21 protein-coding genes and 1 riboswitch are annotated in these 23,973 nt (G+C 61.7%); of the genes, 11 read left to right on the forward strand and 10 right to left on the reverse strand.

Annotated features, from left to right (window positions below; genetic code table 11):
- Position 1: 1 nt before the first annotated feature.
- Both madL and madM read left to right on the forward strand, forming a co-directional pair.
- Positions 2-418, forward strand: coding sequence for a malonate transporter subunit MadL (gene madL, locus AB4Z20_RS10010; protein ID WP_072405887.1), 417 nt, complete (start codon positions 2-4; stop codon positions 416-418).
- Between the two features lies 1 nt (position 419).
- Entirely contained in the window at positions 420-1,184 is a 765-nt protein-coding gene (gene madM / locus AB4Z20_RS10015; protein WP_253470149.1) for a malonate transporter subunit MadM, read from the forward strand.
- A gap of 113 nt (positions 1,185-1,297) precedes the next feature.
- Here the strand turns inward: madM and AB4Z20_RS10020 are convergent, their stop codons facing one another.
- The gene (locus AB4Z20_RS10020; protein ID WP_014340651.1) at positions 1,298-2,212 is read right to left on the reverse strand and encodes a LysR family transcriptional regulator; all 915 of its coding nucleotides are present in this window, start codon (positions 2,210-2,212) and stop codon (positions 1,298-1,300) included.
- A gap of 177 nt (positions 2,213-2,389) precedes the next feature.
- Between AB4Z20_RS10020 and trhA the strand changes: the two genes are divergently transcribed.
- A complete protein-coding gene (gene trhA / locus AB4Z20_RS10025; protein WP_018609564.1) occupies positions 2,390-3,007 on the forward strand; it encodes a PAQR family membrane homeostasis protein TrhA in 618 nt (205 codons plus the stop codon).
- Here trhA and AB4Z20_RS10030 read toward each other — a convergent pair.
- The gene (locus AB4Z20_RS10030) at positions 3,004-3,927 is read right to left on the reverse strand and encodes a LysR family transcriptional regulator (RefSeq protein WP_442089821.1); all 924 of its coding nucleotides are present in this window, start codon (positions 3,925-3,927) and stop codon (positions 3,004-3,006) included. The genes trhA and AB4Z20_RS10030 overlap by 4 nt on opposite strands.
- Positions 3,928-4,032: 105 nt before the next feature.
- Between AB4Z20_RS10030 and AB4Z20_RS10035 the strand changes: the two genes are divergently transcribed.
- Together AB4Z20_RS10035 and AB4Z20_RS10040 are read left to right on the forward strand one after the other, a co-directional pair.
- A complete protein-coding gene (locus AB4Z20_RS10035; protein ID WP_442089822.1) occupies positions 4,033-5,274 on the forward strand; it encodes a D-amino acid dehydrogenase in 1,242 nt (413 codons plus the stop codon).
- A gap of 21 nt (positions 5,275-5,295) precedes the next feature.
- Entirely contained in the window at positions 5,296-6,198 is a 903-nt protein-coding gene (locus AB4Z20_RS10040) for a transporter substrate-binding domain-containing protein (protein WP_214509965.1), read from the forward strand.
- Positions 6,199-6,309: 111 nt separating this feature from the next.
- On the opposite strand, the gene AB4Z20_RS10045 is transcribed toward AB4Z20_RS10040, so the two are convergent.
- Together AB4Z20_RS10045 and AB4Z20_RS10050 are read right to left on the reverse strand one after the other, a co-directional pair.
- A complete protein-coding gene (locus AB4Z20_RS10045; protein WP_442089824.1) occupies positions 6,310-7,029 on the reverse strand; it encodes a 16S rRNA (uracil(1498)-N(3))-methyltransferase in 720 nt (239 codons plus the stop codon).
- Between the two features lie 206 nt (positions 7,030-7,235).
- On the reverse strand, positions 7,236-8,642 hold the full coding sequence (locus tag AB4Z20_RS10050; protein ID WP_253470141.1) for an adenosylmethionine--8-amino-7-oxononanoate transaminase: 1,407 nt from the start codon (positions 8,640-8,642) through the stop codon (positions 7,236-7,238).
- 247 nt (positions 8,643-8,889) lie between these two features.
- Between AB4Z20_RS10050 and AB4Z20_RS10055 the strand changes: the two genes are divergently transcribed.
- The 3 genes from AB4Z20_RS10055 (at position 8,890) to AB4Z20_RS10065 (ending at position 12,908) form a co-directional block, all read left to right on the forward strand.
- On the forward strand, positions 8,890-10,644 hold the full coding sequence (locus AB4Z20_RS10055; RefSeq protein WP_253470140.1) for a flavin monoamine oxidase family protein: 1,755 nt from the start codon (positions 8,890-8,892) through the stop codon (positions 10,642-10,644).
- Between the two features lie 1,083 nt (positions 10,645-11,727).
- On the forward strand, positions 11,728-12,279 hold the full coding sequence (locus AB4Z20_RS10060) for a cytochrome b (RefSeq protein ID WP_253470136.1): 552 nt from the start codon (positions 11,728-11,730) through the stop codon (positions 12,277-12,279).
- Positions 12,280-12,311: 32 nt separating this feature from the next.
- Entirely contained in the window at positions 12,312-12,908 is a 597-nt protein-coding gene (locus AB4Z20_RS10065) for a YceI family protein (RefSeq protein WP_003206427.1), read from the forward strand.
- Between the two features lie 247 nt (positions 12,909-13,155).
- Here AB4Z20_RS10065 and AB4Z20_RS10070 read toward each other — a convergent pair whose 3' ends face one another.
- From AB4Z20_RS10070 to ahcY, 5 genes are all read right to left on the reverse strand, one after another.
- A complete protein-coding gene (locus AB4Z20_RS10070) occupies positions 13,156-15,030 on the reverse strand; it encodes a DEAD/DEAH box helicase (protein WP_442089825.1) in 1,875 nt (624 codons plus the stop codon).
- 266 nt (positions 15,031-15,296) lie between these two features.
- Entirely contained in the window at positions 15,297-16,073 is a 777-nt protein-coding gene (locus tag AB4Z20_RS10075) for a substrate-binding periplasmic protein (protein WP_408980826.1), read from the reverse strand.
- A gap of 89 nt (positions 16,074-16,162) precedes the next feature.
- Positions 16,163-17,245, reverse strand: coding sequence for a hypothetical protein (locus AB4Z20_RS10080; RefSeq protein ID WP_253470132.1), 1,083 nt, complete (start codon positions 17,243-17,245; stop codon positions 16,163-16,165).
- Positions 17,246-17,329: 84 nt separating this feature from the next.
- Positions 17,330-18,175 carry a methylenetetrahydrofolate reductase [NAD(P)H] gene (gene metF, locus AB4Z20_RS10085; RefSeq protein ID WP_018605035.1) on the reverse strand — a complete coding sequence of 282 codons (846 nt, stop codon included), beginning with the start codon at positions 18,173-18,175 and terminating at the stop codon, positions 17,330-17,332.
- Positions 18,176-18,359: 184 nt separating this feature from the next.
- Entirely contained in the window at positions 18,360-19,769 is a 1,410-nt protein-coding gene (ahcY, locus tag AB4Z20_RS10090; protein WP_258689597.1) for an adenosylhomocysteinase, read from the reverse strand.
- A 23-nt stretch (positions 19,770-19,792) separates the two neighbouring features.
- Positions 19,793-19,900, reverse strand: a riboswitch (S-adenosyl-L-homocysteine riboswitch).
- Between the two features lie 192 nt (positions 19,901-20,092).
- On the opposite strand from ahcY, the gene AB4Z20_RS10095 reads away from it, so the two are divergent.
- Complete coding sequence (locus AB4Z20_RS10095; protein WP_057449563.1) at positions 20,093-20,494, forward strand: acyl-CoA thioesterase; 402 nt, start codon at positions 20,093-20,095, stop codon at positions 20,492-20,494.
- A gap of 189 nt (positions 20,495-20,683) precedes the next feature.
- Positions 20,684-21,565, forward strand: a complete 882-nt coding sequence (locus AB4Z20_RS10100; RefSeq protein WP_253470127.1) for a formate/nitrite transporter family protein — start codon at positions 20,684-20,686, stop codon at positions 21,563-21,565.
- 55 nt (positions 21,566-21,620) lie between these two features.
- Here AB4Z20_RS10100 and AB4Z20_RS10105 read toward each other — a convergent pair whose 3' ends face one another.
- The gene (locus AB4Z20_RS10105; protein WP_253470125.1) at positions 21,621-22,781 is read right to left on the reverse strand and encodes an MFS transporter; all 1,161 of its coding nucleotides are present in this window, start codon (positions 22,779-22,781) and stop codon (positions 21,621-21,623) included.
- A 329-nt stretch (positions 22,782-23,110) separates the two neighbouring features.
- Between AB4Z20_RS10105 and AB4Z20_RS10110 the strand changes: the two genes are divergently transcribed.
- Positions 23,111-23,944 carry an EamA family transporter gene (locus AB4Z20_RS10110; protein WP_214509951.1) on the forward strand — a complete coding sequence of 278 codons (834 nt, stop codon included), beginning with the start codon at positions 23,111-23,113 and terminating at the stop codon, positions 23,942-23,944.
- Positions 23,945-23,973: the final 29 nt, after the last annotated feature.

The raw sequence follows: 23,973 nt of genomic DNA on the forward strand, positions 1-23,973 counted from the left end.
AATGATTATTTATGGTGTGGCGCTGTTGGCGATCTGTACGCTGACAGGGGTGATCCTGGGCGACATGCTCGGCGTGTTGCTGGGCGTCAAATCCAATGTGGGCGGGGTCGGCATTGCGATGATCCTGCTGATCTGCGCGCGGTTGTGGACGCAGAAACGCGGCGGCATGACCAAGGATTGCGAGATGGGCGTGGCCTTCTGGGGCGCCATGTACATTCCGGTGGTGGTGGCGATGGCGGCGCAACAGAACGTGGTTACGGCCCTGCACGGCGGCCCGGTGGCGGTGTTGGCGGCCATCGGTTCGGTGGTGCTGTGCGGTTGCACCATCGCGCTGATCAGCCGGACCCACAAAGGCGAACCCTTGCCTGATGAGCCGGCGGAACTGACCCCGCTGGGCACGCCAGCAGGAGGCCGCTGATATGTGGGATCTCATCGAGAAAGGCCTGGGAAATAACGGGTTGATCACGGCGTTCGCGTTCGTGGGCGTGATCATGTGGGTGTCGGTGATACTGTCCAAGCGCCTGACCTATGGACGGATCCACGGTTCGGCGATTGCCATTGTCATCGGCCTGGTATTGGCCTGGGTGGGCGGCACCATGACCGGCGGGCAAAAAGGCCTGGCGGACCTGTCCCTGTTCTCCGGCATCGGCTTGATGGGCGGGGCGATGTTGCGGGATTTCGCCATCGTCGCCACGGCCTTCGAAGTGCAGGCCACCGAAGCGAGAAAGGCTGGGCTGATTGGCGTCATCGCGCTGCTGCTGGGCACGGTGTTGCCATTCATTGTCGGAGCGAGCATCGCCTGGCTGTTCGGCTATCGCGACGCGGTGAGCATGACCACCATCGGCGCGGGTGCAGTGACTTATATCGTTGGGCCTGTGACCGGGGCCGCGATTGGCGCCACGTCCGATGTGATGGCGTTGTCGATTGCCACCGGCTTGATCAAGGCGATCATCGTGATGGTCGGTACCCCCATGGCAGCGCGCTGGATGGGCCTGGATAACCCGCGCTCGGCCATGGTATTCGGCGGCCTGGCCGGAACCGTGAGTGGCGTGACGGCCGGCCTGGCCGCGACGGACCGGCGGCTGGTGCCGTATGGCGCGTTGACGGCGACGTTCCACACCGGGCTTGGGTGCTTGCTGGGGCCTTCGTTGCTGTACTTCATTGTGCGTGGGATTGTCGGCTAATCGGCAACTGCTTTTGTGGCGAGGGAGCTTGCTCCCGCTTGAGTGCGCAGCGCTCACAAAATTCTGGGGCGGCTGCGCCACCCAGCGGGAGCAAGCTCCCTCGCCACAACGTCCTATGCCTGGCGATTGGCATACATCCGGCACTCAGCCAGCAGCGCCAGCAGATTCGGATCACGCTCCTTGGCTTTCAGGAACACCACGCCAATGCGCTGTTGTAGCCGATACCTTTCCTGCAACGGGATCAATTTCACCCGGTTTTCATACACCGCCGCAATTCGTCCCGGCAGCAACGCATAGCCCACCCCGGAGCTGACCATGCTCAGCAGGGTGAAGATGTCGTTGACCTGCATCGCCACCTTCGGCTCGAACCCCGCCTGCTTGAACACTCGGATACCGTCCTGGTGCGTGGCAAAACCCTGGGTCAGGGTGATGAACGTCTCGTCACGCACCTCGGCCAGATCGACCTCGCTGCGCTGGGCAAAGGGTGAATCGGCCGGCGTGGCGAGGAAGATGTCGTCGGAAAACAGCTCGATATGCTCGCAGTCCGGGTCGTTCACGCTGTCGTCCAGGGAGATCAGGATCGCGTCCACCTCCATGTTCTTGAGCTTGTACAGCAGGTCGATATTCGAGCCCAGGATCAGGTCGATATTGAGCTCGCTGCGACGGATTTTCAGGCCCATGATCAGTTGTGGCACGGTCTTGACCGTCAACGAATACAGCGAGCCGAGCTTGAAGCGTTCGGCGGAGAAGCCAGCGGCTTCGCGGGTCAGGCGTACGCTTTCGACCACGTCCTGGATCAGCTTCTGCGCCCGCTCTTCGAGCACGTAAGCGCTTTCCAGCGGCGTGAGGTTGCGGCCTTCGTGCTTGAACAACGGGCAGCGCAGGGCGCTCTCCAGCGAGTGAATAGCCCGGTGCACACTGACATTGCTGGTCTGCAACTCGGCTGCCGCCCGCGCCAGGTTGCCGGTGCGCATGAAGGCCAGGAACACCTCGAGTTTCTTCAGGGTCAATTCTTCGTCGATCAGCATGGGACGGACTCTTATTCGTATGGCCCGATTGTGCCCCAATCGGCCTTGGGATGTGATCGTTCCCACGCGGAGCGTGGGAACGATCATTAGCCTTGCTTTCACAGCAAGCAAAACATTGCACTTTAAAGCGCCAGGCCTGAGCCTTGGCGTCTGTTCTGGAATGTGAGGTGGGACTGGATGTATCACGGGGAACGACTCAACGCCTGGACGCACTTGGTCGGGGCGGTGGCGGCTTTTATCGGGGCGGTGTGGTTGCTGGTGATTGCCGGGATGGCGGGCGATCCGTGGAAGATCGTCAGCGTGGCGATCTACGGGTTCACCCTGCTGGTGCTGTACAGCGCTTCGACGGTTTACCACAGCGTGCGCGGGCGCAAAAAAGCAATCATGCAGAAGGTCGATCACTTTTCGATCTACCTGCTGATCGCCGGCAGCTATACGCCATTCTGTCTGGTGACGCTGCGCGGGCCGTGGGGCTGGACCTTGTTCGGGATCGTCTGGGGGCTGGCGCTGATCGGGATACTGCAGGAGATCAAGCCGCGCTCCGAAGCGCGGATCCTGTCGATCGTCATCTACGCGGTGATGGGCTGGATCGTGCTGGTGGCGGTCAAGCCGCTGCTGGCGGCCCTGGGCAGCGCCGGGTTTGCCTGGCTGGCCTCGGGCGGCGTGTTGTACACCGTGGGCATTATCTTCTTCGCCCTCGACCATCGGCTGCGCCACGCCCACGGTATCTGGCACCTGTTTGTCATTGCCGGCAGCTTGCTGCACTTCGTGGCAATCCTGTTCTACGTGCTCTAACCACGTTCAGCCACCGCGAACAGGCGATCCAGTTGTGCCTGGGCCTGGCTGGCGAAAATCTCCAGCAACGCGCCGAGGGTGTGCACCGGGGCCTCGTTGGCCCGGGTCACGGCATACAGGGAAATGGGCAGCGGTGGCGACAACGGTCGGATGGCCGTGCGGGTGCTCGAGGCGCCGAGGGCCGTGAACGGGTCGATCACCGCCAGCCCGGCACCAGACTCGACCATGGCCCGGGCCAGTGAATACGTCTGTACAGCGATGCTGATGCGCGGCGGCGGTTCCACGGCCTTGAGATAGCTGTCCAGCCTGGCCGAGAGCGGGTCGGCGCTGGACAGGCCGATCAACGGTGCATCGGCCAGTGCCTGCAACGGCATCGGCTGGCCCACCTGTGCTTCGGTCCAATGCCCGCTCGGCGCCAGGGCCACCAGCACACCGCTGGCCAGGGCCTGGGCCTTGAGTCCCGGATGATCGGGCGGTTGCAGGGTCAGGGCGACGTCGATTTCGCGCATCAGCAGGTTCTGCACCAGTTCGCGGCTGTGGGCGCTGGACAACTCGCAGACGATGTCCGGATAGCGCTGCGTCCATTGATGAACCGCCGCCGGCAGCAGCGACAGGGCCAGGGCCGGTGTCGCGCCGATCCGCAGGCTGTGACCCGGCTCGCGCCGCAGGCTCTGGGCGAGGCGCCGGACACCTTGCAGGCTCTCGCTGACCTTATCGACTTCGCGCTCCAGTTCCAGCGCTTCGGGCGTGGCCTGCAACTTGCCGCGTACCCGCAGAAACAACGCAAACCCCAATTGCTGCTCGGCATGCTGCAACACTTTGGTCACCGCCGGTTGCGAAACGTGCAGCAGTTGGGCCGCACCGCTGATGGAGCCGGCCTGGCGGATGGCCTGGAAGATCTCGATATGGCGAAGACGCATGGCGAGCCCATAACCTTTGTTTATAGGGAGTCCATCTTTATTCATTGTTCGAGGCCTGTCACCTGGCCCTAACCTCAAGCCACTGAAAACGGACGTGAGATGGACATGGCTCAGCGGGTTTGCATCATCGGTGGTGGCGTGGTCGGGCTGGCGACGGCTTATGCGCTGGCGCGCGACGGCGTCGACGTGACGCTGGTGGAGGCTCGGGAGACCTTGGGCAGCGAAACCAGTTTCGCCAACGGTGGCCAGTTGTCTTATCGCTACGTCACCCCGCTGGCGGACGCCGGGGTGCCCTGGCAGGCGCTGGGCTGGATGCTGCGCGGTGATTCGCCGCTCAAGTTGCGACCGCGCCTGGATCCGGCGCAGTGGCGCTGGATGGCCGCGTTCATCGGCGCCTGCCGGAGCTCGGTCAACCGGCGTAACGGCGCCCACCTGTTGCGCCTGGCACTGTTGAGCCAGGCCACCTTGCAGGACTGGCGCGAGCAAGACCGCCTCGACGGTTTCAACTGGAGGCGCAACGGCAAGCTGGTGACATTTCGCGACGCGAGGCATTTCCAGCGTGCGCGGCAGGGGTTGTTGGACAGTGCCCACCAGCAGGTGCTTGGCCCCATCGAGTGCGCGAGCCTGGAACCGGCGCTGGCCGGCGTACCGTACGTGGGCGGGATCTACACGCCGGCTGAGGAAGTCGCCGATTGCCATGCCTTCTGTCAGCAATTGGCGGCACGTTTGCGGGCTTCGGGGCGCTGCGAGTTCCTGTTGGGGCACCCGGTCAGCGGCATCGAGCACGCCGACGGTGCGGTGCAGGCCATTGTGCTGGACGGGCAGCGGCTGCCGGTGGAGCAACTGGTGATTGCCGCCGGCCACCGCAGCGCAGCGCTCGCATTGCCCGGCGTGCGGATGCCGCTGTATCCGCTCAAGGGCTACAGCTTGACCGCGCCCATTGGCCCACGGCATCGGGCACCGCAGTTGAGCATCACCGACTATGACCGCAAGGTCGTCTACGCGCGCATCGGCGAACAACTGCGCGTTGCGGCGATGGTGGACATCGTCGGTTTCGACCCGGCGCCGGACCCCAAGCGCCTGGCCCTGATCAAGCGCCAGGCCTTGGAAACCTTCCCTCTGGGTGGGGATTATTCGCGTGCCGTCGAATGGGCCGGCATGCGCCCGGCGACCCCCAGCGGCGTGCCGCTGATCGGCGCCACCGGCTACCGTAACCTGTGGCTCAACCTCGGCCATGGGGCCTTGGGCTTTACCCTGGCGTGTGGCAGCGCTCGCTTGCTCAGCGAGCTGATCGGCCAGCACACGCCTTCCATCGACTTGCAGGGCCTGACGCCCCGCGCCGCCTGACCCACCCAACGGAGAATAACAATGCAAAAAATCACGTTGATCGGCTGCACCCTGAGCCTGTTGTTAAGCGTCCAGGCCCATGCCAATGAAGCCCCCCCGGCTGGCACACTGGGCAAGATCGCCAGCACCCGGAGCATTACCCTGGGCTATCGCGACGCTTCGGTACCGTTTTCCTACGTCGGTGACAGCAGCGGCCAACCGATGGGTTACTCGGTGGAACTGGCGGGCAAGGTTGTCGAGCGCATCAAGACCCAACTGGCGTTGCCGCAACTGAACGTGAAGTACAACCTGGTCACGTCCCAGACCCGCATTCCACTGGTGCAGAACGGCACCGTGGACCTGGAGTGCGGCTCTACCGGGGTGACGGCCGAGCGGCAGAAGCAAGTGGCGTTTTCCTACGGCTTCATCTACGTGAAGGGCCAGTTGCTGACGGCCAAGGACAGCGGCATCCACAGCTTCGCCGACCTGCGCGGCAAGAACGTGGTGACCACCGCCGGCACCACCAACGAACGCTTCCTGAAAAGCTACAACCAGGACAACAAGGCCGACATGTTCATCATCAGCGCCAAGGACCACGGCGAATCCTTCCAGATGCTCGAGACAGGCCGGGCGGCGGCGTTCTACATGGATGATGCGTTGCTATACGGCGAACGGGCCAAGGCTCGCGACCCGCACAAATGGGTGGTGGTGGGGCAAGAGCAATCGCGGGAAATCTACAGCTGCATGGTGCGCAAGGACGACCCGCAATTCCTGGCGCTGGTCAACGCGACCCTGGCCGATTTGTATAAGTCGGGAGAGATCAACGACATTTACGACCGTTGGTTCCAGAAACCGATCCCACCCAAGGGCCTGAACCTGGAATTCCCGATGACCAGCGAGTTGAAGGCGATCATTGCCAAGCCCACTAGCGAGCCGGTGCAGTAGGCCTGTGGGAGCGAGCTTGCTCGCGAAAGCGCCGGATCAGTCAGCATCGATGTTGACTGACCCACTGCTATCGCGAGCAAGCTCGCTCCCACATGGGGTTTATATCCGACTTCAGAAATCCCCCCACAACTGCTGCGCCACCGCCAGTGCCACCACCGGCGCGGTTTCGGTGCGCAGCACGCGAGGGCCGAGGCGGGCGGCGTGGTAGCCGGCGGTCTTGGCCTGTTCGACTTCGGCGTCCGACAAACCGCCTTCAGGACCAATCAGGAACGCCAGCGTCGACGGTTTGTCATGGCTGACCAGCGGCTCGGCCACCGGATGCAGCACCAGTTTGAGCTCGGCCTCGGTCTGTTTCAGCCAGTCGGCCAGCAGCAGGGGCGGGTGGATGACCGGCACGCTTGAGCGCCCGCATTGCTCGCAGGCGCTGATTGCCACCTGGCGCCAGTGCAGCAGGCGCTTGTCGGCGCGCTCGTCCTTGAGGCGCACTTCGCAGCGTTCGCTGAAAATCGGCGTGATCTCGTTGACGCCCAGCTCCGTGGCTTTCTGGATCGCCCAATCCATGCGCTCGCCTCGGGACAGGCCTTGGCCGAGGTGAATGCGCAGCGGCGATTCAGGCTGTCCGGCGAACTGCTCGTCCAATTGCACCCGCACGCGTTTCTTGCCGACCTCGGCCAGGGTGCCGCGAAACTCCTGGCCCGAGCCATCGAACACCTGCACCGCATCGCCCTCGGCCATGCGCAGCACCCGGCCGATGTAGTGGGCCTGGGCTTCAGGCAGTTCGTGGTCGCCGAGGCTCAGGGGCGCGTCGATGAAGAAGCGGGACAGTCTCATGCTGAATCTCTGGAAAAGTTAAATGTGTAGGAGCTGTGTAGGAGCTGACGAGTGCAACGAGGCTGCGATCTTTCCCCAAACACTTGAGTCTCAAGCGAAAGATCAAAAGATCGCAGGCTTCGCCAGCTCCTACAGAGTCCCGCGGTGCGGTGCGACGTTTCGCTAAATCCCCTCACCACAACAGTGTTTCAACAGAAAGCCGGGATTCAGCCCGGATCGCGATAACCCGGGTGGAAGTCCTTCGGCACCGCCACGCTGACCTTGTCCCGGGTGGCAATGTCGATGCCTTCGCTGGCCACTTCGGCCAGGAAATCGATCTGCTCGGGGGTAATGACATACGGCGGCAGGAAATACACCACGCTGCCCAGCGGACGCAGCAAGGCACCGCGCTCCAAGGCATGCTGGAACACACTCAGGCCGCGCCGTTCCTGCCACGGATAAGCGGTTTTGCTGGCCTTGTCCTTGACCATCTCGATGGCCAGCACCATGCCGGTCTGGCGCACTTCGGCGACGTTCGGGTGATCGGCCAGGTGCGCGGTGGCGCTCGCCATGCGCTGGGCCAGGGCCTGGTTGTTTTCGATGACGTTGTCTTCTTCGAAGATATCCAGCGTCGCCAGGGCCGCCGCGCAGGCCAGCGGGTTGCCGGTGTAGCTATGGGAATGCAGGAAGGCGCGCAGGGTCGGGTAGTCGTCGTAGAACGCGCTGTAGACCTCGTCGGTGGTCACGCATACGGCCAGCGGCAGGTAACCGCCGGTCAGGGCCTTGGACAGGCAGAGGAAATCCGGCGTGATGCCGGCCTGCTCACAGGCGAACATCGTCCCGGTACGGCCAAAGCCGACGGCGATTTCGTCGTGGATCAGGTGCACGCCATAGCGATCGCAGGCCTCGCGCAGCAACTTCAGGTACACCGGGTGGTACATGCGCATGCCGCCGGCGCCCTGGATCAGCGGTTCGACGATCACTGCCGCCACCGTGTCGTGGTGCTCGGCCAGGGTCTGTTCCATGGCCGCGAACATGTTGCGCGAATGTTCTTCCCAACCCATGCCTTCAGGGCGGTGGTAGCAGTCGGGGCTCGGCACCTTGATCGTGTCCAGCAGCAACGCCTTGTAGGTTTCAGTGAACAACGGCACATCGCCCACCGACATCGCCGCGATGGTTTCGCCGTGGTAACTGTTGCTCAGGGTGACGAAGCGCTTCTTGTCCGGCCGGCCGCGATTGATCCAGTAGTGGAAGCTCATCTTCATCGCCACTTCGATGCAGGACGAGCCGTTATCGGAGTAGAAACACCGGGTCAGGCCTTCGGGCGTCATCTTCACCAGGCGCTCGGACAGCTCGATCACCGGCTGGTGGCTGAAGCCGGCGAGAATCACATGCTCCAACTGATCGACCTGGTCCTTGATACGCTGGTTGATGCGCGGATTGGCGTGGCCAAACACGTTGACCCACCAGGAGCTGACGGCATCGAGATAGCGCTTGCCTTCGAAATCTTCCAGCCACACGCCTTCACCGCGCTTGATGGGGATCAGCGGCAGCTGTTCGTGGTCTTTCATCTGGGTGCAGGGATGCCATAGCACCGCGAGGTCGCGTTGCATCCACTGGTTATTCAGGCCCATTTACAGTCTCCTCGAGGCGGCTCGCGGCGGGCGCGGGCAAAACAATCGCGCAAGCCTATGCAATGGCGGCCCTGGGGACAACCCATTGTGTCATTCCCACTACTTTGAACGAGGCGATAGACGTCGCTGGCGGCGTTTTGATGGCTGACGTATTCTTCGCCGTTCCCTGAGCCGACTGGCTCGAAAAACCGAGAGCCGCCTGGCTCGAAAACTGAAATTTCCTACGTTTTAATCCGGAGTTCGTTGAATGTCTGCTGGTTGGCTGCGCGCCTGTGCGCTGGTGATGATAGGGCTGTTCAGCGTTTCGGCGCTGGCCAAGGACAAACAACCGACGGCCATCGTGATTGGCGGCGGCCTGGCGGGGCTCACCGCAGCCTACGAGTTGCAGAACAAAGGCTGGGCCGTGACGCTGCTGGAAGCCAAGCCGGACCTGGGCGGTCGTTCGGGCATGGCCACCAGCGAGTGGATCGGCAACGAGAAGACCCAGCCGGTGCTGAACAAATACGTCTCCACATTCAAGCTGGGCACCACGCCGGCGCCGGAGTTCGTGCGTACCCCCAGCTATCTGATCGACGGCACCTACTTCACCGCTGCGGACCTGGCGACCAAACAGCCGGCCACCGCCGAAGCCCTCAAGCGCTACGAAACCACCCTGGACGACCTGGCGCGCTCCATCGAAGACCCGCAGAACCCGGCGGCGACCAGCACGCTGCATGCGCTGGACCAGATCACTGTGTCCAACTGGCTCGACCGTCTGCAACTGCCGGCCACGGCGCGGCAGTTGGTGAACCAAGAGATTCGCACCCGCTATGACGAACCTTCGCGTCTGTCGCTGCTGTATTTCGCCCAGCAGAACCGCGTCTATCGCGGCGTGTCCGACCGCGACCTGCGGGCCTCGCGCCTGCTCGGCGGCAGCCAGGTCCTGGCCCAGGCGTTCGTCAAGCAACTGAAAACCATCAAGACCAATTCGCCCGTGTCGGCCATCTCCCAGGACAAGGACGGGGTGACCGTCAAGGTTGGCGCCGTTGGCTACCAGGCTGACTACGTGGTGCTGGCCGTGCCCCTGCGGGCCCTGAACAAGATCCAGTTGACCCCGGCCCTGGACGCCCAGCATCAAGGCGCGATCAAGGGCACCAACTACGGCTGGCGCGACCAGATCATGCTCAAGTTCAAGACCCCGGTCTGGGACAGCAAGGCGCGCATGTCGGGTGAGATCTACAGCAATGCCGGCCTGGGCATGATGTGGATCGAACCGGCCTTGAAGGGCGGTGCCAACGTGGTCATCAACCTGTCCGGCGACAACGCCCGGGTGATGCAGGCCTTCGGCGACAAGCAGATGGTCGATCAGGTACTGATCCGCCTGCACGCGTTTTATCCACAGGCCCGTGGCGCGTTCACCGGCTACGAAATCCGCCGCTACAGCACCGACCCGTCCATGGGTGGCGCGTACCTGGCCTTTGGCCCGGGCCAGATCAGCAAGTACTGGCGCCTGTGGGAAAAGCCACTGCAGCGCGTAGCCTTTGCCGGTGAACACACCGACACCCTGTATCCGGGCACCCTGGAAGGCGCGCTGCGCAGCGGCCAGCGGGCCGCCAGCCAGGTTGAAGACCTGGCGGCGGGCAAGTCGTTTGAACCTCCTAAGGTCGCGCCTGCTGCAACGGCGGCGGCTGGTGCAGTGGCGGCGAAGAAGGGCAACTTCTTCAGCAACCTGTTTGGTGGCTCGGACGATGACAAGAAGCCAGAGCCGGTCAAGGCACCGGAACCGGTAGCGCCGGCTCCAGCACCTGCACCCGCTCCTGCGCCGGCACCGGTGGAACCACCTGCACCAGCCCCGGCAAAGGTTGAGCCAGCCAAGAAAGCAGCGGCCAAACCAGCGGCGAAAAAACCAGCGGCCAAGACCCCGGCTAAAAAAGCGCCAGTGAAGAAAGCCACTCCGGCGAAGAAACCGGCGGCCAAGCCGGCAGCGACAACGCCGGCGGCGACTGAGACGAAGGCTCAGTAACGATCAGGTGGAAAGAACGCGGCTCAAGGGCCGCGTTTTTTTATCCAGCATCAAGCGTACCGGCGGCGCCTCTCAAAGCCCGGCATCGCTTAATAAGCGCTACGTCCTACACGTCTTGGCGATATATCGGAAACTTCCCACCCTTTAACCGGAAGCAGGCGATAGCCCGCACCAAGCCACAAATCTAGGCTCCTCCAAAAACAGGAGCGCGTATGAAAATACTAATGGCAGTGGTCGTATTGGCTTCGATATATGGATGTGTGTATGGCGAATGCCGAGATCCTTTGACGATTCCGATGATTCCAAAAATAGATCCGCAGCTAGCACACAAATGCTCCATCGATCCATATAGGCCTGAGTGCTCGGTAAACTAATAATTCAAAATTTCCACCTCGTGAAAGCTGGAGTTAACATGAAATTGATAGCGGCTTTAATGCTATTGGCAGTATTCGGTGTCAGTGGTTGCACTGCTGATGGCCGTATGGTGCTGAAAAAGCACGATCCTCAATTAGTTTATAGATGCGACATGGATCCTTACCGGCCTGAGTGCGTCAATAAGTGACTCTAGAGAGGCGGCAGCGAAAACGACCAAGTTTTAATTTCAAAGTTCTCAAATAAAGTTTTGATCCGCTCAATCGGAACCGCCCATTGCTGGATTTTAGGTATTGCCCCGGGGACATTGTTTGATTAGGCGGTAGTTGCGGCGAGCCGCTAGCTTTGAAAGGGGTATAACGAACAGCCATTTTGTTCACCTTGTTCAATGAGTTGTTGAGTGCTCATTTGATCAAGGGTAAAAGTGGAAATGGCGATACATATATATTGCATGGCAAAAATAGTTGGGCGGCGGTGACAGCCCCAGCGTGGTCTCCTGTGGGAGCGAGCCTGCTCGCGATGAGGTCCATGCAGGCCCCTAAAGGCTGCCTGACCCCCTCGCCATCACCCACCGTTTCCCCTTTAATCTTTCCTTAACCCACCCCCTCCAGACTGATGATCGTATTTCTCGATATTTCAAAGCGAAATTTTCCGCTTTAAATCGATAGATAACTCGCTAGTCTTGATCGCAGTTTTTACAGGAAATGAGCAATGCAGCTACGCAACTCTTCTTCTCGCTATGGCTGGGTCAGTATCGCTTTGCACTGGGGCGTTGCGCTGGCGGTCTATGGGCTGTTTGCCCTGGGCCTGTGGATGGTTGGCCTGGATTACTACAGCACCTGGCGCAAAGACGCACCGGACCTGCACAAGAGCATTGGCCTGGTGCTACTGGCGGTCATGCTGCTGCGGGTGATCTGGCGCGTTGTCAGCCCGCCGCCACCGACCCTGCCAACCTATGGCCGCCTGACCCGCGTCGGCGCCAAGCTCGGTCATAGCGCACTGTATCTCGGGTTGTTCGCCGTGATGATTGCCGGTTACCTGATTTCCACCGCAGACGGTGTCGGGATCCCGGTGTTTGGTTTGTTTGAAGTACCCGCGCTGGTGTCCGGACTGCCCGATCAGGCAGACGTCGCTGGCCAGATTCACCTCTACCTGGCGTGGGCGTTGGTAATTTTCTCCGGCCTTCATGCGTTGGCAGCATTGAAACACCACTTTATCGACCGTGACGCGACCCTCAAGCGAATGCTGGGGCGCCAAGCCTGATGTTCAACCTCGACTCCAAAGGAATAGAAAGCATGTTGAAAAAGACGCTCGCCGCCCTGGCAATCGGTTCTGCCCTGTTGTCAGCCGGCCAGGCCATGGCTGCTGACTACGTGGTTGACAAGGAAGGCCAGCACGCCTTCGTCGACTTCAAGATCAGCCACCTGGGCTATAGCTACATCACCGGTACCTTCAAGGACATCGACGGCAAGTTCAGCTTTGACGCCGCCAAGCCTGAGGCCAGCAAGATCGAGTTCAACGTACGTACCGCCAGTGTGTTCACCAACCACGCCGAGCGCGACAAGCACATCGCCAGCAAGGACTTCCTGGACGTAGGCAAGTTCGCCGATGCCAAGTTCGTGTCCACCAGCGTCAAGTCCACCGGCAAGAACGCTGATGGTAAAGACACTGCAGACGTGACGGGTGACCTGACGCTGCACGGCGTGACCAAGCCAATCGTGGTCAAGGCCACGTTCCTGGGCGAAGGCAAGGATCCATGGGGCGGCTACCGTGCTGGCTTCGAGGGCACCACCAGCATCAAGCGTTCCGACTTCGGCAAGATGATGGACCTGGGCCCACAATCCGACGCCGTTGAGCTGTACATCTCGTTTGAAGGTGTCAAAGCGAAGTAACCTTCGCACTGGCAAAAAACGCCCCTGGTCTTGCGATCAGGGGCGTTTTTTATTACCCGGATTCCGGCAACACAGAGATCCTCTGTGGGAGCGAGCTTGCTCGCGATTGCGCCGGATCAGCCATACAGATATTGACTGACCCAACGCTATCGCGAGCAGGCTCGCTCCCACGGGGTTAGATCGGTATCACCCAAAAAAAAGCCCCAGGTCGCGAGACCCGGGGCATTTTTCAAGGCTTGGAAAAAACTCAGCGATTGCGCGTCAGCAATGCCGGTTTTTCGCCCCGTGGACGGCTTGGCAGTTGATCCAGCTGTTCAGGCGTCGGGAAGCGATCGGCTTTCGACTCCTTGTGCATGATCTTCGGCTGGCTGCCGCGCGGGTTCTGCACGGCGGGTTCCTGACGAGGCTGGTCGTCATGGGCCGGGCGGCGCGGGCGGGTGTCATCGCGACGAGCCTGGCCGTCACGCGGGGCACCGTTGCGTGGGCCGCTGCGCTTGGCCGGTGGCGTGCCGGTAGACGAGCCGTTGCTGTTGCGCGGACCATTCTGGCGGCCTTGTGGCTGGCCACTGCGCGGCGCGCCTGCAGTTGCACCCTGTGCCGGGGCACCCGGGCGACGACCACGGCCCTGGGCCGGTTTCTGCTGTGGCACGTAGTCGACGCGGTTACCGAAGTTGTCGACGTCGTCATCCAGGAACTCGTCCGGGGCACGATCGGCTGCGGCGCGCGGGGCTGGACGCTGCTGTTCACGGGCTGGCGTGCCTTCGCGGGGCTTCTGTTCGCGGGCTGGGCGTTCGCCGCGGCCATTGCTGTTGCTGGCCGATTTTTCCTTGCCCTTGTCCTTGCCTTTGTCTTTGCGGCCGCCACCACCACCGCCGCCGCCGCCATTCGGACCGTCGCCGCGCGGGCCACGGGCATTGCGCGGATTGCGCACGTCCGGACGTTCGCGCACTTCAGGCTTCTCGGCCTCGATGGTGCTGGCATCGAAGCCCATCAGGTCGCCGTCGGCAATTTTCTGCTTGGTCATGCGCTCGATGCTTTTGAGCAGTTTTTCTTCGTCCGGTGCGACCAGCGAGATCGCTTCGCCCGAGCGACCGGCCCGGCCGGTGCGGCCGATACGGTGCACGTAGTCTTCATCGACGTTCGGCAGTTCGAAGTTGACCACGTGAGGCAACTGGTCGATGTCCAGGCCACGGGCCGCGATGTCGGTGGCCACGAGGATGCGCACTTCGCCGGCCTTGAAGTCGGCGAGGGCTTTGGTGCGGGCGTTCTGGCTCTTGTTACCGTGGATCGCCACAGCCGGCAGGCCGTGCTTGTCCAGGTACTCGGCCAGGCGATTGGCGCCGTGCTTGGTGCGGGTGAACACCAGGACCTGTTCCCAGGCGCCGGCGGTAATCAGGTGCGCCAGCAGGGCGCGCTTGTGACTGGCCGGCAGGCGGAAGACGCGTTGCTCGATGCGCTCGACCGTGGTGTTCGGTGGCGTGACTTCGATGCGCTCCGGGTTGTGCAGCAGCTTGCCAGCCAGGTCGGTGATGTCCTTGGAGAACGTCGCCGAAAACAGCAGGTTCTGACGCTTGGCGGGCAGGCGAGCGAGGACTTTCTTCACGTCATGGACAAAGCCCATGTCGAGCATGCGGTCGGCTTCGTCCAGCACGAGGATTTCCACGTGGGACAAATCGACGCTGCCCTGGCCGGCCAGGTCCAGCAGGCGGCCGGGGCAGGCAACCAGTACATCGACGCCACGGGACATGGCCTGGACTTGGGGGTTCATGCCCACGCCGCCAAAAATGCAGGCGCTGACGAACTTCAGGTCGCGAGCGTAGACCTTGAAGCTCTCGTGTACCTGGGCCGCCAGTTCGCGGGTTGGGGTCAGGACTAGTACGCGCGGTTGGCGCGGACCATGACGCTGGGACTTGTCTGGGTGACCGTTGGGGAACAACCGCTCCAGGATCGGAAGGGCGAAACCGCCGGTTTTACCAGTACCTGTCTGCGCCGCGACCATCAGGTCGCGACCTTGCAACACGGCGGGAATGGCCCGCTGTTGCACTGGGGTAGGCTGGGTATAGCCGGCGGCTTCGATGGCGCCGACTAAAGCCTCGGAGAGACCGAGGGAAGCAAAGGACATGAGTAATCCTGTTTTAGTGAGGGCCTGGCCCAATGGGATAGTCTTGCCTGGCGCGAATGACGTTCAACAAAAAGACGTCATCCCGTCCGGTCCTGCCGGGCCTCGAAGGCGGATCCGGACAAGGCTCGCGCGGGCCGTAGGCGGCGCTGTAGCGGTGTCGGGATGCCTTTTGCAAGGCCGGGCGTCCGGGCGTGAGCCTGGCGGGAAGGCCGGAGTATAACAGAGCAAACGCCGTGCGCCGCTTTCCTGCTGCTCAACGGTTTATTTCAACGTTGACCCAGGTCCGGCGAGATGACCTTGGCCACTGGGCCGGCACCGTAGCGGGCGCTCAGTTCGGCATAGGCGGGTTCGCGCTTGAAACGCTTGAGTTCGGCACTGAAGCGTTGCACCAGCAAATCCATCCCGGCGTTGCGCCGCACCGCCAGGTATTGGCTTTGGCGGCTCACGACCGTCGGGTTTTCGGTGATCTGGTCGCCCAACTGCATTTGTTCGAGTACATATCGGCCCACCCTGCGGTCGGTGATGAGCAGGTCGATGCGTCCCAGCTGCAACTTGCCGAAATTGGCTTCGTGGGTGGGCGCCGTTTCCCGGGTGAACAGGGTCGACTCACTGAAGGCCTGGCTGTAGAGATAACCGGGTGAGGTGCCGACGGTCAGGCCGCCCAGGTCATCAAGTGTGCGAAACGGATGGGGCCGGGCATTGGCGTAGAACATCACGAACTCTACGTCCGACAGCGGTTCGCTGGGGTAAAGCAGCATGGAATCGCGTTCATCGCTGTGGAAAATGTCCAGCGCACCGTCCGCCAATCCCTGCTCCAGCATCACCAGGCAACGCTTCCACGGCAGGAACTGCCATTCCACGTCGATACCCAGGCGCTTGAAGACGATGGCCGTGGTTTCGTAGTCCAGGCCCAGCATCTTGCCGTTCTCTTCGTAGACATACGGGGCCCAGGGTTCGGTGACAATGCGCAACTTCTCGGCCCGGGCAACCATGCTCAGGCACAAGAGAAGAAGGGCGGTCAGCAGCTGGACAATGACGGGCATGGCCTGAGGTTACGACGAGAGCTCATCAAATAGCTAGAGCGCTCTGGCCTGCGCCCTAGTGGCAACTAACGAACTAACCACACAGGCCACTAATTGCCCTTCGCCTGCATCAGGTGCTCGTAGATGGCTTCGCGGCGCTGGCCCAGTACCAGGCGAATCAGTGGATGATTGAACCAGCGCTTGAGCTCATGGTCGTGCAATGGTTTTTTCAGCCGCTGTTCGACGTTCTCCAGGGCCTTTTCCCACCAGACCGGGGCGCAGGCTTGATCGAACTGGTTGGTGTGGCGATAGCAGCCGTAGAGGATCTCGCGCATGAATTGGCGTTTATGGCTGGGCAGTGCCAGGGTGATGAACTTGTAGGCCAGGCGCTGGAGGCCCGGCGGCCGGGGCAGCGTCGCAGTCACTTGGCCGGTTTCATCCAGAGCCTGTTGGCAGACCGGCGCGTCACGGTGTTTGTCGAGCCAGGCTTTGGTCTTGGCGCGGAACAGTTGCTTGCGGCTCCAGTAATGATGGATCAGATCCGGGCATTCGCGCACCTGCACCGAGCGATAGGCGGCCACCGAAAGGCAGAACTCTTCGAGTGTGTAGGCACCCTGCGCCAATGGATACAGTTCATCCATCAGGGCGATCGAGCGATCCAGGACTGACGCATCGGCGCAGTTGAGCCCAATGACCCCCGAGTTCAACAAGGGCATGTCGTCGTCTGCCAATTGCCGCTGGCGCAGTGTGTCGGCCAGTGTCTGGTACAGCCCGGCATCCTTGTTGGCGCCATAATTCATGCCGAAGGCGTTGCACAGCAGCGTGCCAGGCTGCACACGGCGGAACAGTTCGAGGGGCGAGCAGTGGAAAAAAGTGTCGGTGTCGATCAGCAGCGCCACTTCGGCTTCTTCAAGGACTTTCTGCATCACCACATGCTTGGCGCGGAAATGATAACCGTAGGGTTCGATCCAGGCCTGGCGGGTCTCGTTGTCCAACGGGCGCAAACGCACTGGCAGCCCTTCGTACGGCGTGGGATTGTCGGTGAATACCTGGATATCCAATGCTTCGTCCGGCGTCTTGCGCAGGCCGGCCACCGCGCTGGCGATGCTGAACAACGCTTCCTGGTGATAGGTTTCGGCCCCGTAGACCAGGTAAATGAGTTGTGGGGTCGTTAGCCTGTGACCATTAGGCATCTATTGCAATCCTCCGGATTTCCTTGCTTAAAAAAAAGGCCTTGGTTTTCGCCAAGGCCTCTTTGTACCACCGCATTAAGTCATTCAGCGCGGCAGCTTGAGGTTGTTCCATACCGCGAGGCTGGGTTCGGCCTGGTTAAGGGTATAGAAATGCAGCCCCGGTGCACCACCTTGTAACAAACGCTCACACATTTGCGTGATGACTTCCTCGCCAAAGCTTTGGATGCTGGAGGAGTCGTCGCCGTAGGCTTCCAACTGCTTGCGGATCCAGCGTGGGATTTCTGCACCGCACGCGTCGGAGAAGCGCGCCAGCTTGCTGTAGTTGGTGATCGGCATGATCCCCGGCACCACAGGAATGTCGACGCCCAACTGGCGTATGCGCTCGACGAAGTAGAAATAACTGTCGGCGTTGAAGAAGTACTGGGTGATCGCGCTGCTGGCGCCAGCGTTGGCCTTGCGCACGAAGTTGCGCAGATCGTCTTCGAAATTGCGCGCCTGGGGGTGCATTTCCGGATACGCAGCCACTTCGATGTGGAAGTGATCGCCGGTTTCTTCACGAATGAACTCAACCAGTTCGTTGGCGTGGCGCAGCTCGCCGCTGGCCATGCCCATGCCTGACGGCAGGTCGCCGCGCAGGGCAACGATGCGCTTGATGCCGGCGGCCTTGTACTGGGTCAGCAGGCTTCGCAGGTCGTCCTTGCTGTCACCCACGCAAGACAGGTGAGGGGCGGCCGGGACTTTGACTTCGCTTTCAAGCTGCAACACGGTGTTCAGGGTGCGGTCACGGGTCGAGCCGCCGGCGCCATAGGTGCAGGAGAAGAAGTCGGGGTTGTAGCTGGCCAACTGACGGGCAGTGGCGATCAGTTTTTCATGCCCAGCATCGGTCTTCGTCGGGAAGAACTCGAAGCTGTAGCGACGGTCTTGGGACATGGTCATATCCTTGGAAACTCGTAAGCCGGAGAGGCCTGCACAAGCCTTGAGAGGCGGGCTTGTGTGGGAGCGAGCTTGCTCGCGATTGGCATCGCCTCGGTCTGACAGCTGAGTCGAGGTGTCTGCATCGCGAGCAAGCTCGCTCCCACAAGAGAGCCCGCTCCCGCAGGGGGAGCAGCGCCGATCAGTAGCGGTAAGCGTGCGGCTTGAACGGGCCTTCGACGGTGACGCCGATGTACTCAGCCTGTTGCTTGGTCAGTTTGGTGACCACGCCGCCGAAACCGCGGACCATTTCCAGGGCCACTTCTTCGTCGAGTTTCTTGGGCAGTACTTCCACGGTCAGGCGCTCGGCTTTCTGGGCTGGCGACAGGTCGGCGTATTTCTGGCCGAACAGGAAGATCTGGGCCAGGACCTGGTTGGCGAACGAGCCGTCCATGATGCGGCTTGGGTGGCCGGTGGCGTTGCCCAGGTTAACCAGGCGGCCTTCAGCCAGCAGGATCAGGTAGTCGTCGTTCTGTGGGTCGAAGCTGCCAGTGCCGGTGCGATGCACCTTGTGGACCTGCGGCTTCACTTCTTCCCATGCCCAGTTCTTGCGCATGAAAGCGGTGTCGATTTCATTGTCGAAGTGGCCGATGTTGCAGACCACGGCGCGCTTCTTCAGGGCCTTGAGCATGTTGGCATCGCAGACGTTGACGTTGCCGGTGGTGGTCACGATCAGGTCGATCTTGCCCAGCAGAGCCTTGTCGATGCTAGCTTCGGTGCCGTCGTTGATCCCGTCGATGAACGGCGAAACCAGTTCGAAACCGTCCATGCAGGCCTGCATGGCGCAGATCGGATCGACTTCGGACACCTTGACGATCATGCCTTCCTGACGCAGCGACTGGGCCGAGCCCTTGCCCACGTCGCCGTAGCCGATCACCAGTGCCTGCTTGCCCGACAACAGGTGGTCGGTGCCGCGCTTGATGGCGTCGTTGAGGCTGTGACGGCAGCCGTACTTGTTGTCGTTCTTGCTCTTGGTCACCGAGTCGTTGACGTTGATGGCCGGGATCTTCAGTTCGCCCTTGGCCAGCATGTCCAGCAGGCGGTGCACGCCAGTGGTGGTCTCTTCGGTCACGCCGTGGACATTTTCCAGCACGGCTGCGTACTTCTTGTGCAGCAGCTCGGTCAGGTCGCCGCCGTCGTCGAGGATCATGTTGGTGTCCCACGGCTGGCCATCCTTGAGGATGGTCTGCTCCAGGCACCACTCGTACTCTTGCTCGGTCTCGCCTTTCCAGGCGAATACCGGGATGCCGGCGGCAGCGATGGCGGCAGCGGCCTGGTCCTGGGTCGAGAAGATGTTGCAGGACGACCAGCGCACTTCGGCACCCAGGGCAACCAGGGTTTCGATCAGCACGGCGGTCTGGATGGTCATGTGGATGCAGCCGAGGATTTTTGCGCCCTTCAATGGCTGTTCGCCAGAGTACTTGCGGCGCAGGCCCATCAGGGCTGGCATTTCGGATTCGGCGATGATGATTTCGCGACGGCCCCAGGCAGCCAGGGACATGTCGGCGACTTTGTAGTCGGTAAAATCGGCAGGCGTGATAACAGCGCTCATGAAGAGTCTCCATTCGTAATGTATGCGAATGGGCGCCGTTGTGCGTTTAGTGTCCGTGCGGGGAGTCCCCGTACAAACAACGCCCCATCCGAGCCTGACAGGTCGAGCCTGCTGCAGCGCCCCTCGGACAGGTGGCGGGAACGGTCCAAAGGGTGGACCGAGGTAAAGCGGTGGCGATTATAACGGGCTAATCGGATCTTCCAAAAGGGTTTCTGTCGGCAAATCGAAATTGTCGATGACCGTTATAGGGGCCGCGACGTAGAGCCTGACCGTGCGGTCTGCCATGATGCAGCAATCCAACGGCCAGACACTCAGGAGTGATCATGAATTTCCACACCCGCAAATGGGTCAAGCCCGAAGACCTCAATCCCAACGGCACGCTGTTCGGCGGCAGCCTGTTGCGCTGGATCGACGAGGAGGCGGCGATCTACGCCATCGTCCAGCTGGGTAACCAGCGCGTCGTCACCAAGTACATCTCGGAAATCAATTTCGTCAGCGCTTCGCGCCAGGGCGACATCATCGAGTTGGGCATCACCGCCACCGAGTTTGGCCGTACTTCCATTACCCTGACCTGCGAGGTGCGCAACAAAATCACCCGCAAGAGCATCCTGACCGTGGAGAAGATGGTCTTCGTCAACCTCGGCGAAGACGGCCTGCCCGCGCCTCACGGGCGGACCGAGATCACATACGTCAAGGATCAGTTCAAGGATGCTGTCGTCGAGTGAGATCGGCGGCGCTGCTATCGCGAGCAAGCTCGCTCCCACATTGATTTCGGGGTGATCACGGGATTTGTGTTCACCGCCGTCCCCCTGTGGGAGCGAGCTTGCTCGCGATAGCGGTTTGAGGCTGAGGTAACTGAACAGCGCTGATCGCCGCGTGTCGTAGGTACATCACGCCACCGGTTCAGGAGCTGTATGGACACCCATGAAGAAGGCAAGACCCCTGACCTTTCAGCCCAGGAACAGCACGAAGTCGACCGCAACCAGCCACCGCGGGCTGCGGTGCTGCACGAAATCATCCGCACCCAGGGCAATCAGGAGCTGGAGCGCAGTATCGCCGCGCTCTGGTGGTCGGCCCTGGCGGCGGGTTTGACCATGGGCCTGTCGCTGATGGCGATGGGGTTGCTCAACTCCCGGCTGCCGGACCACGAAGGCTTCAAGGTGATCGCCAGTTTCGGTTACTGCGCCGGCTTTCTCGCGGTGATCCTGGCCCGCCAGCAACTGTTCACCGAAAACACCCTGACCGCCGTGCTGCCGATCATGAGCAAACCCACGCTGGGCAACTTCGGCCGGCTGTTGCGGCTCTGGGGCGTGGTGCTGGTGGGCAACCTGTGCGGCACCTTGCTGGTGGCCTACGTGATGTTGCACTTGCCGATCTTCGATCAGCGCACCGACCAGGCTTTCCTGGAGATCGGCCGCAAGGTCATGGAAAACGACACCGGCCAGATGTTCGCCAAGGGCATCATTTCCGGCTGGATGATCGCCACCATGGTCTGGATGATCCCGTCCATGGAAAGCGCCAAGATGTGGATCATCATTCTGATCACCTACCTCATGGCGCTCGGGGATTTCACCCACATCGTCGTCGGTTCGGCCGAGGTGTCCTACCTGGTGTTCGCTGGCCAGTTGTCCTGGGAGGACTTCTGGATGGTGTTCGCCGGGCCGACGTTGGCAGGCAATATCGTTGGCGGGAGTTTTATCTTTGCGTTGATCAGCCATGCGCAGATTCGCAGCGAAGTCGGCCTGCCCAAGGATAAATCATCCGCTACGCCAGCACGGCGCAGCGACTCGGAGTAGGCGCGAACCTGTTACCAGGCGCCCCGCTCACGGGCAGGGTTGATTGCCCAGGCCTTCAAACAGCGACTGCGGCCAAGCGTCGTTGGCGATGAATGAAGAACAAGGCGGTCAATACCGTGAGGCCGCCGACCGCTGCTCCGGTCCATGGCAAATCCGCCAGGTCGGCACCACTGGCCACCACCAACCCACCCATCCAGGCCCCGGCCGCGTTGCCCAGGTTGAATGCACTCTGGTTGAGTGTGGAGCCGAGGTTCGGTGCTTCGTGGGCCTGGTCGATGATCAGCAGTTGCAGGATCGGGCACAGGGCGAAGGCGAAGATCCCCCACAGCACCAGGGTGATCGCCGCCGGAATCACCGACTGGCTGGTCTGGCTGAACGCGGCCAGCACCAGCACCACGGCCAGGGCCATGCCCACCAGCGCAGGCAGCAGGCGCCGGTCCGCCAGGCGCCCGCCGAGGAAACTGCCCGCTGTCAGGCCGACACCGAACAACAGCAGCATGACGGTGATGCCGTGGGGGCTGACACCGGTGATGTCCTGCAGGATCGGCGCGATGTAGGTGAACACGCTGAACAAACTGGTGGAGGCCAGTACGCTCATGCCCAGGGCCAGCAACACGTTGACCTTGCCCAGCACCTTGAATTCGCTGGCCAGGTTGGCCCTCTCCATGGGGATTTCCCTGGGCAGCCAGACCCATTGGGCGATGGCGGCGATCACGCCGATCACCGATACCGCCCAGAACGTCGAACGCCAACCGGCGAATTGCCCCAAAGCCGTGCCCAACGGTACGCCCAGCACGTTTGCCAGGGTCAGGCCGGTGAACATCATGGCAATCGCCTGGGCCCGTTTGTTCGGCGCCACCAACCCGGCCGCCACCACCGAACCGATGCCAAAGAACGCTCCGTGGCACAGTGCAGTAATGACCCGGGCGGCCATCAGCGTGGCGTAGTTCGGCGCCAGGGCGCAGAGCACGTTGCCGAGGATGAACATCAGGGTCATGCCCAGCAGCGTGGCCTTGCGCGGCATGTTGGCGGTGCCAATCGCCAGGATCGGCGCGCCGAACACCACGCCCAGGGCGTAGCCAGTGATCAGCAGCCCGGCCTGGGGAATGCTCACGGCCAGGTCCCGGGCGACATCGGGTAACAGGCCCATGATGACGAATTCAGTCGTGCCGATGCCGAAAGCGGCGACGGCCAAAGCAAGCAAGGCGAGTGGCATGCGCAAGGTCTCTGTCTGTAGTCTTGACGCTCTGATCAGGCATACGCATGCCGGCGCCCCCCTTCGAATGAGCGGGGCAACAGCGAGATTATTGGAATAGGTGTATGCGCAACTGAGTGCGGCGTGGTCGGTTTGCAGTATAAACGATAGCGAATCAGTTCATGAGCCTTACCGAGCGTAGGAGCTGTAGGAGCTGTCGAGTGCAAACGAGGCTGCGATCTTTCCACCGACAATTGAGTCTGGAGTGAAAGATCAAAAGATCGCAGCCTCGTTGCACTCGACAGCTCCTACGGCTCCTACGGGGCGGGGGACAAGATAAGGAGCGTGCCGTGCTTGCAACGGCCTTGGTGTTGGTCGCGGCGCTGTTGCATGCGGCATGGAATACGCTGATCAAGTTCAGTGGCGAGCGCTTGCTGGTGGTGGCATGCATGGACAGCGTCGCCTTGCTGTTCGTCGCGTTGGCACTGGGTTTCGTGGCCTTGCCGCCGTTGGAGATCTGGCCGTGGATCCTGGCGTCGGCGGCGTTCGAGTTGCTCTATCGCTATTTGCTGATCCAGGCGTATCGGGTCGGTGACCTGGGGTTGGTCTATCCGCTGATGCGCGGCCTGTCGCCGCTGGTGGTGCTGGCGCTGACATTTATGTTCGCCGGTGAAGCCCTGACGACCCAGCAGGTCATCGGCATTTTGCTGATCCCGTTCGGCATGCTTTGCCTGTTGTGGCAGGGCGGTGGTGGCGAGCGGCTGCCCTGGTCGATGCTGCCGGTGGTGGCGCTGATCGGCCTGTGCATCGGTTGCTACACCTTTATCGACGGTCACGCTCTGCGGCGCTGGTCCCATCCGCTGGATTACCTGGTCTGGGTCACGCTGCTCAGTGCCTGGCCGTTCCCGTTGCTGGCGCTGGTGAGCAAGCGGCCGGCCTTCATGCGGTTCTGGCGTGAGCAGTGGCGGTTGGGGTTGGCGGTCGGATTCTGCGTATTGTTCAGCTACGCTCTGGTGCTGTGGGCCATGCAACTGGGCTCGATCGCCGAAGCGGCGGCGCTGCGGGAGATCAGCGTGATCCTGGTGGTGCTGTTCGGCATGCGTTACTTGAAAGAACCTTTCGGCTTGCCGCGGCTCTTAGCCTGCGGGCTGGTGTTGGTTGGCATGCTGGTGATGAAGTTCTGACCGGCGCCCGAACTCGCGATTTTCTATAA

It is taken from the genome of Pseudomonas sp. KB_12 (assembly GCF_052114545.1).
Classification (GTDB): Bacteria; Pseudomonadota; Gammaproteobacteria; order Pseudomonadales; family Pseudomonadaceae; genus Aquipseudomonas; species Aquipseudomonas brassicacearum.

Bases quoted from the DNA above. Each gene is read 5' to 3' on its own strand.
- madL (WP_072405887.1), top strand. From the start codon at position 2: ATGATTATTTATGGTGTGGCGCTGTTGGCGATCTGTACGCTGACAGGG.
- madM (WP_253470149.1), top strand. From the start codon at position 420: ATGTGGGATCTCATCGAGAAAGGCCTGGGAAATAACGGGTTGATCACG.
- AB4Z20_RS10020 (WP_014340651.1), bottom strand. From the start codon at position 2,212: ATGCTGATCGACGAAGAATTGACCCTGAAGAAACTCGAGGTGTTCCTG.
- trhA (WP_018609564.1), top strand. From the start codon at position 2,390: ATGTATCACGGGGAACGACTCAACGCCTGGACGCACTTGGTCGGGGCG.
- AB4Z20_RS10030 (WP_442089821.1), bottom strand. From the start codon at position 3,927: ATGCGTCTTCGCCATATCGAGATCTTCCAGGCCATCCGCCAGGCCGGC.
- AB4Z20_RS10035 (WP_442089822.1), top strand. From the start codon at position 4,033: ATGGCTCAGCGGGTTTGCATCATCGGTGGTGGCGTGGTCGGGCTGGCG.
- AB4Z20_RS10040 (WP_214509965.1), top strand. From the start codon at position 5,296: ATGCAAAAAATCACGTTGATCGGCTGCACCCTGAGCCTGTTGTTAAGC.
- AB4Z20_RS10045 (WP_442089824.1), bottom strand. From the start codon at position 7,029: ATGAGACTGTCCCGCTTCTTCATCGACGCGCCCCTGAGCCTCGGCGAC.
- AB4Z20_RS10050 (WP_253470141.1), bottom strand. From the start codon at position 8,642: ATGGGCCTGAATAACCAGTGGATGCAACGCGACCTCGCGGTGCTATGG.
- AB4Z20_RS10055 (WP_253470140.1), top strand. From the start codon at position 8,890: ATGTCTGCTGGTTGGCTGCGCGCCTGTGCGCTGGTGATGATAGGGCTG.
- AB4Z20_RS10060 (WP_253470136.1), top strand. From the start codon at position 11,728: ATGCAGCTACGCAACTCTTCTTCTCGCTATGGCTGGGTCAGTATCGCT.
- AB4Z20_RS10065 (WP_003206427.1), top strand. From the start codon at position 12,312: ATGTTGAAAAAGACGCTCGCCGCCCTGGCAATCGGTTCTGCCCTGTTG.
- AB4Z20_RS10070 (WP_442089825.1), bottom strand. From the start codon at position 15,030: ATGTCCTTTGCTTCCCTCGGTCTCTCCGAGGCTTTAGTCGGCGCCATC.
- AB4Z20_RS10075 (WP_408980826.1), bottom strand. From the start codon at position 16,073: ATGCCCGTCATTGTCCAGCTGCTGACCGCCCTTCTTCTCTTGTGCCTG.
- AB4Z20_RS10080 (WP_253470132.1), bottom strand. From the start codon at position 17,245: ATGCCTAATGGTCACAGGCTAACGACCCCACAACTCATTTACCTGGTC.
- metF (WP_018605035.1), bottom strand. From the start codon at position 18,175: ATGTCCCAAGACCGTCGCTACAGCTTCGAGTTCTTCCCGACGAAGACC.
- ahcY (WP_258689597.1), bottom strand. From the start codon at position 19,769: ATGAGCGCTGTTATCACGCCTGCCGATTTTACCGACTACAAAGTCGCC.
- AB4Z20_RS10095 (WP_057449563.1), top strand. From the start codon at position 20,093: ATGAATTTCCACACCCGCAAATGGGTCAAGCCCGAAGACCTCAATCCC.
- AB4Z20_RS10100 (WP_253470127.1), top strand. From the start codon at position 20,684: ATGGACACCCATGAAGAAGGCAAGACCCCTGACCTTTCAGCCCAGGAA.
- AB4Z20_RS10105 (WP_253470125.1), bottom strand. From the start codon at position 22,781: ATGCCACTCGCCTTGCTTGCTTTGGCCGTCGCCGCTTTCGGCATCGGC.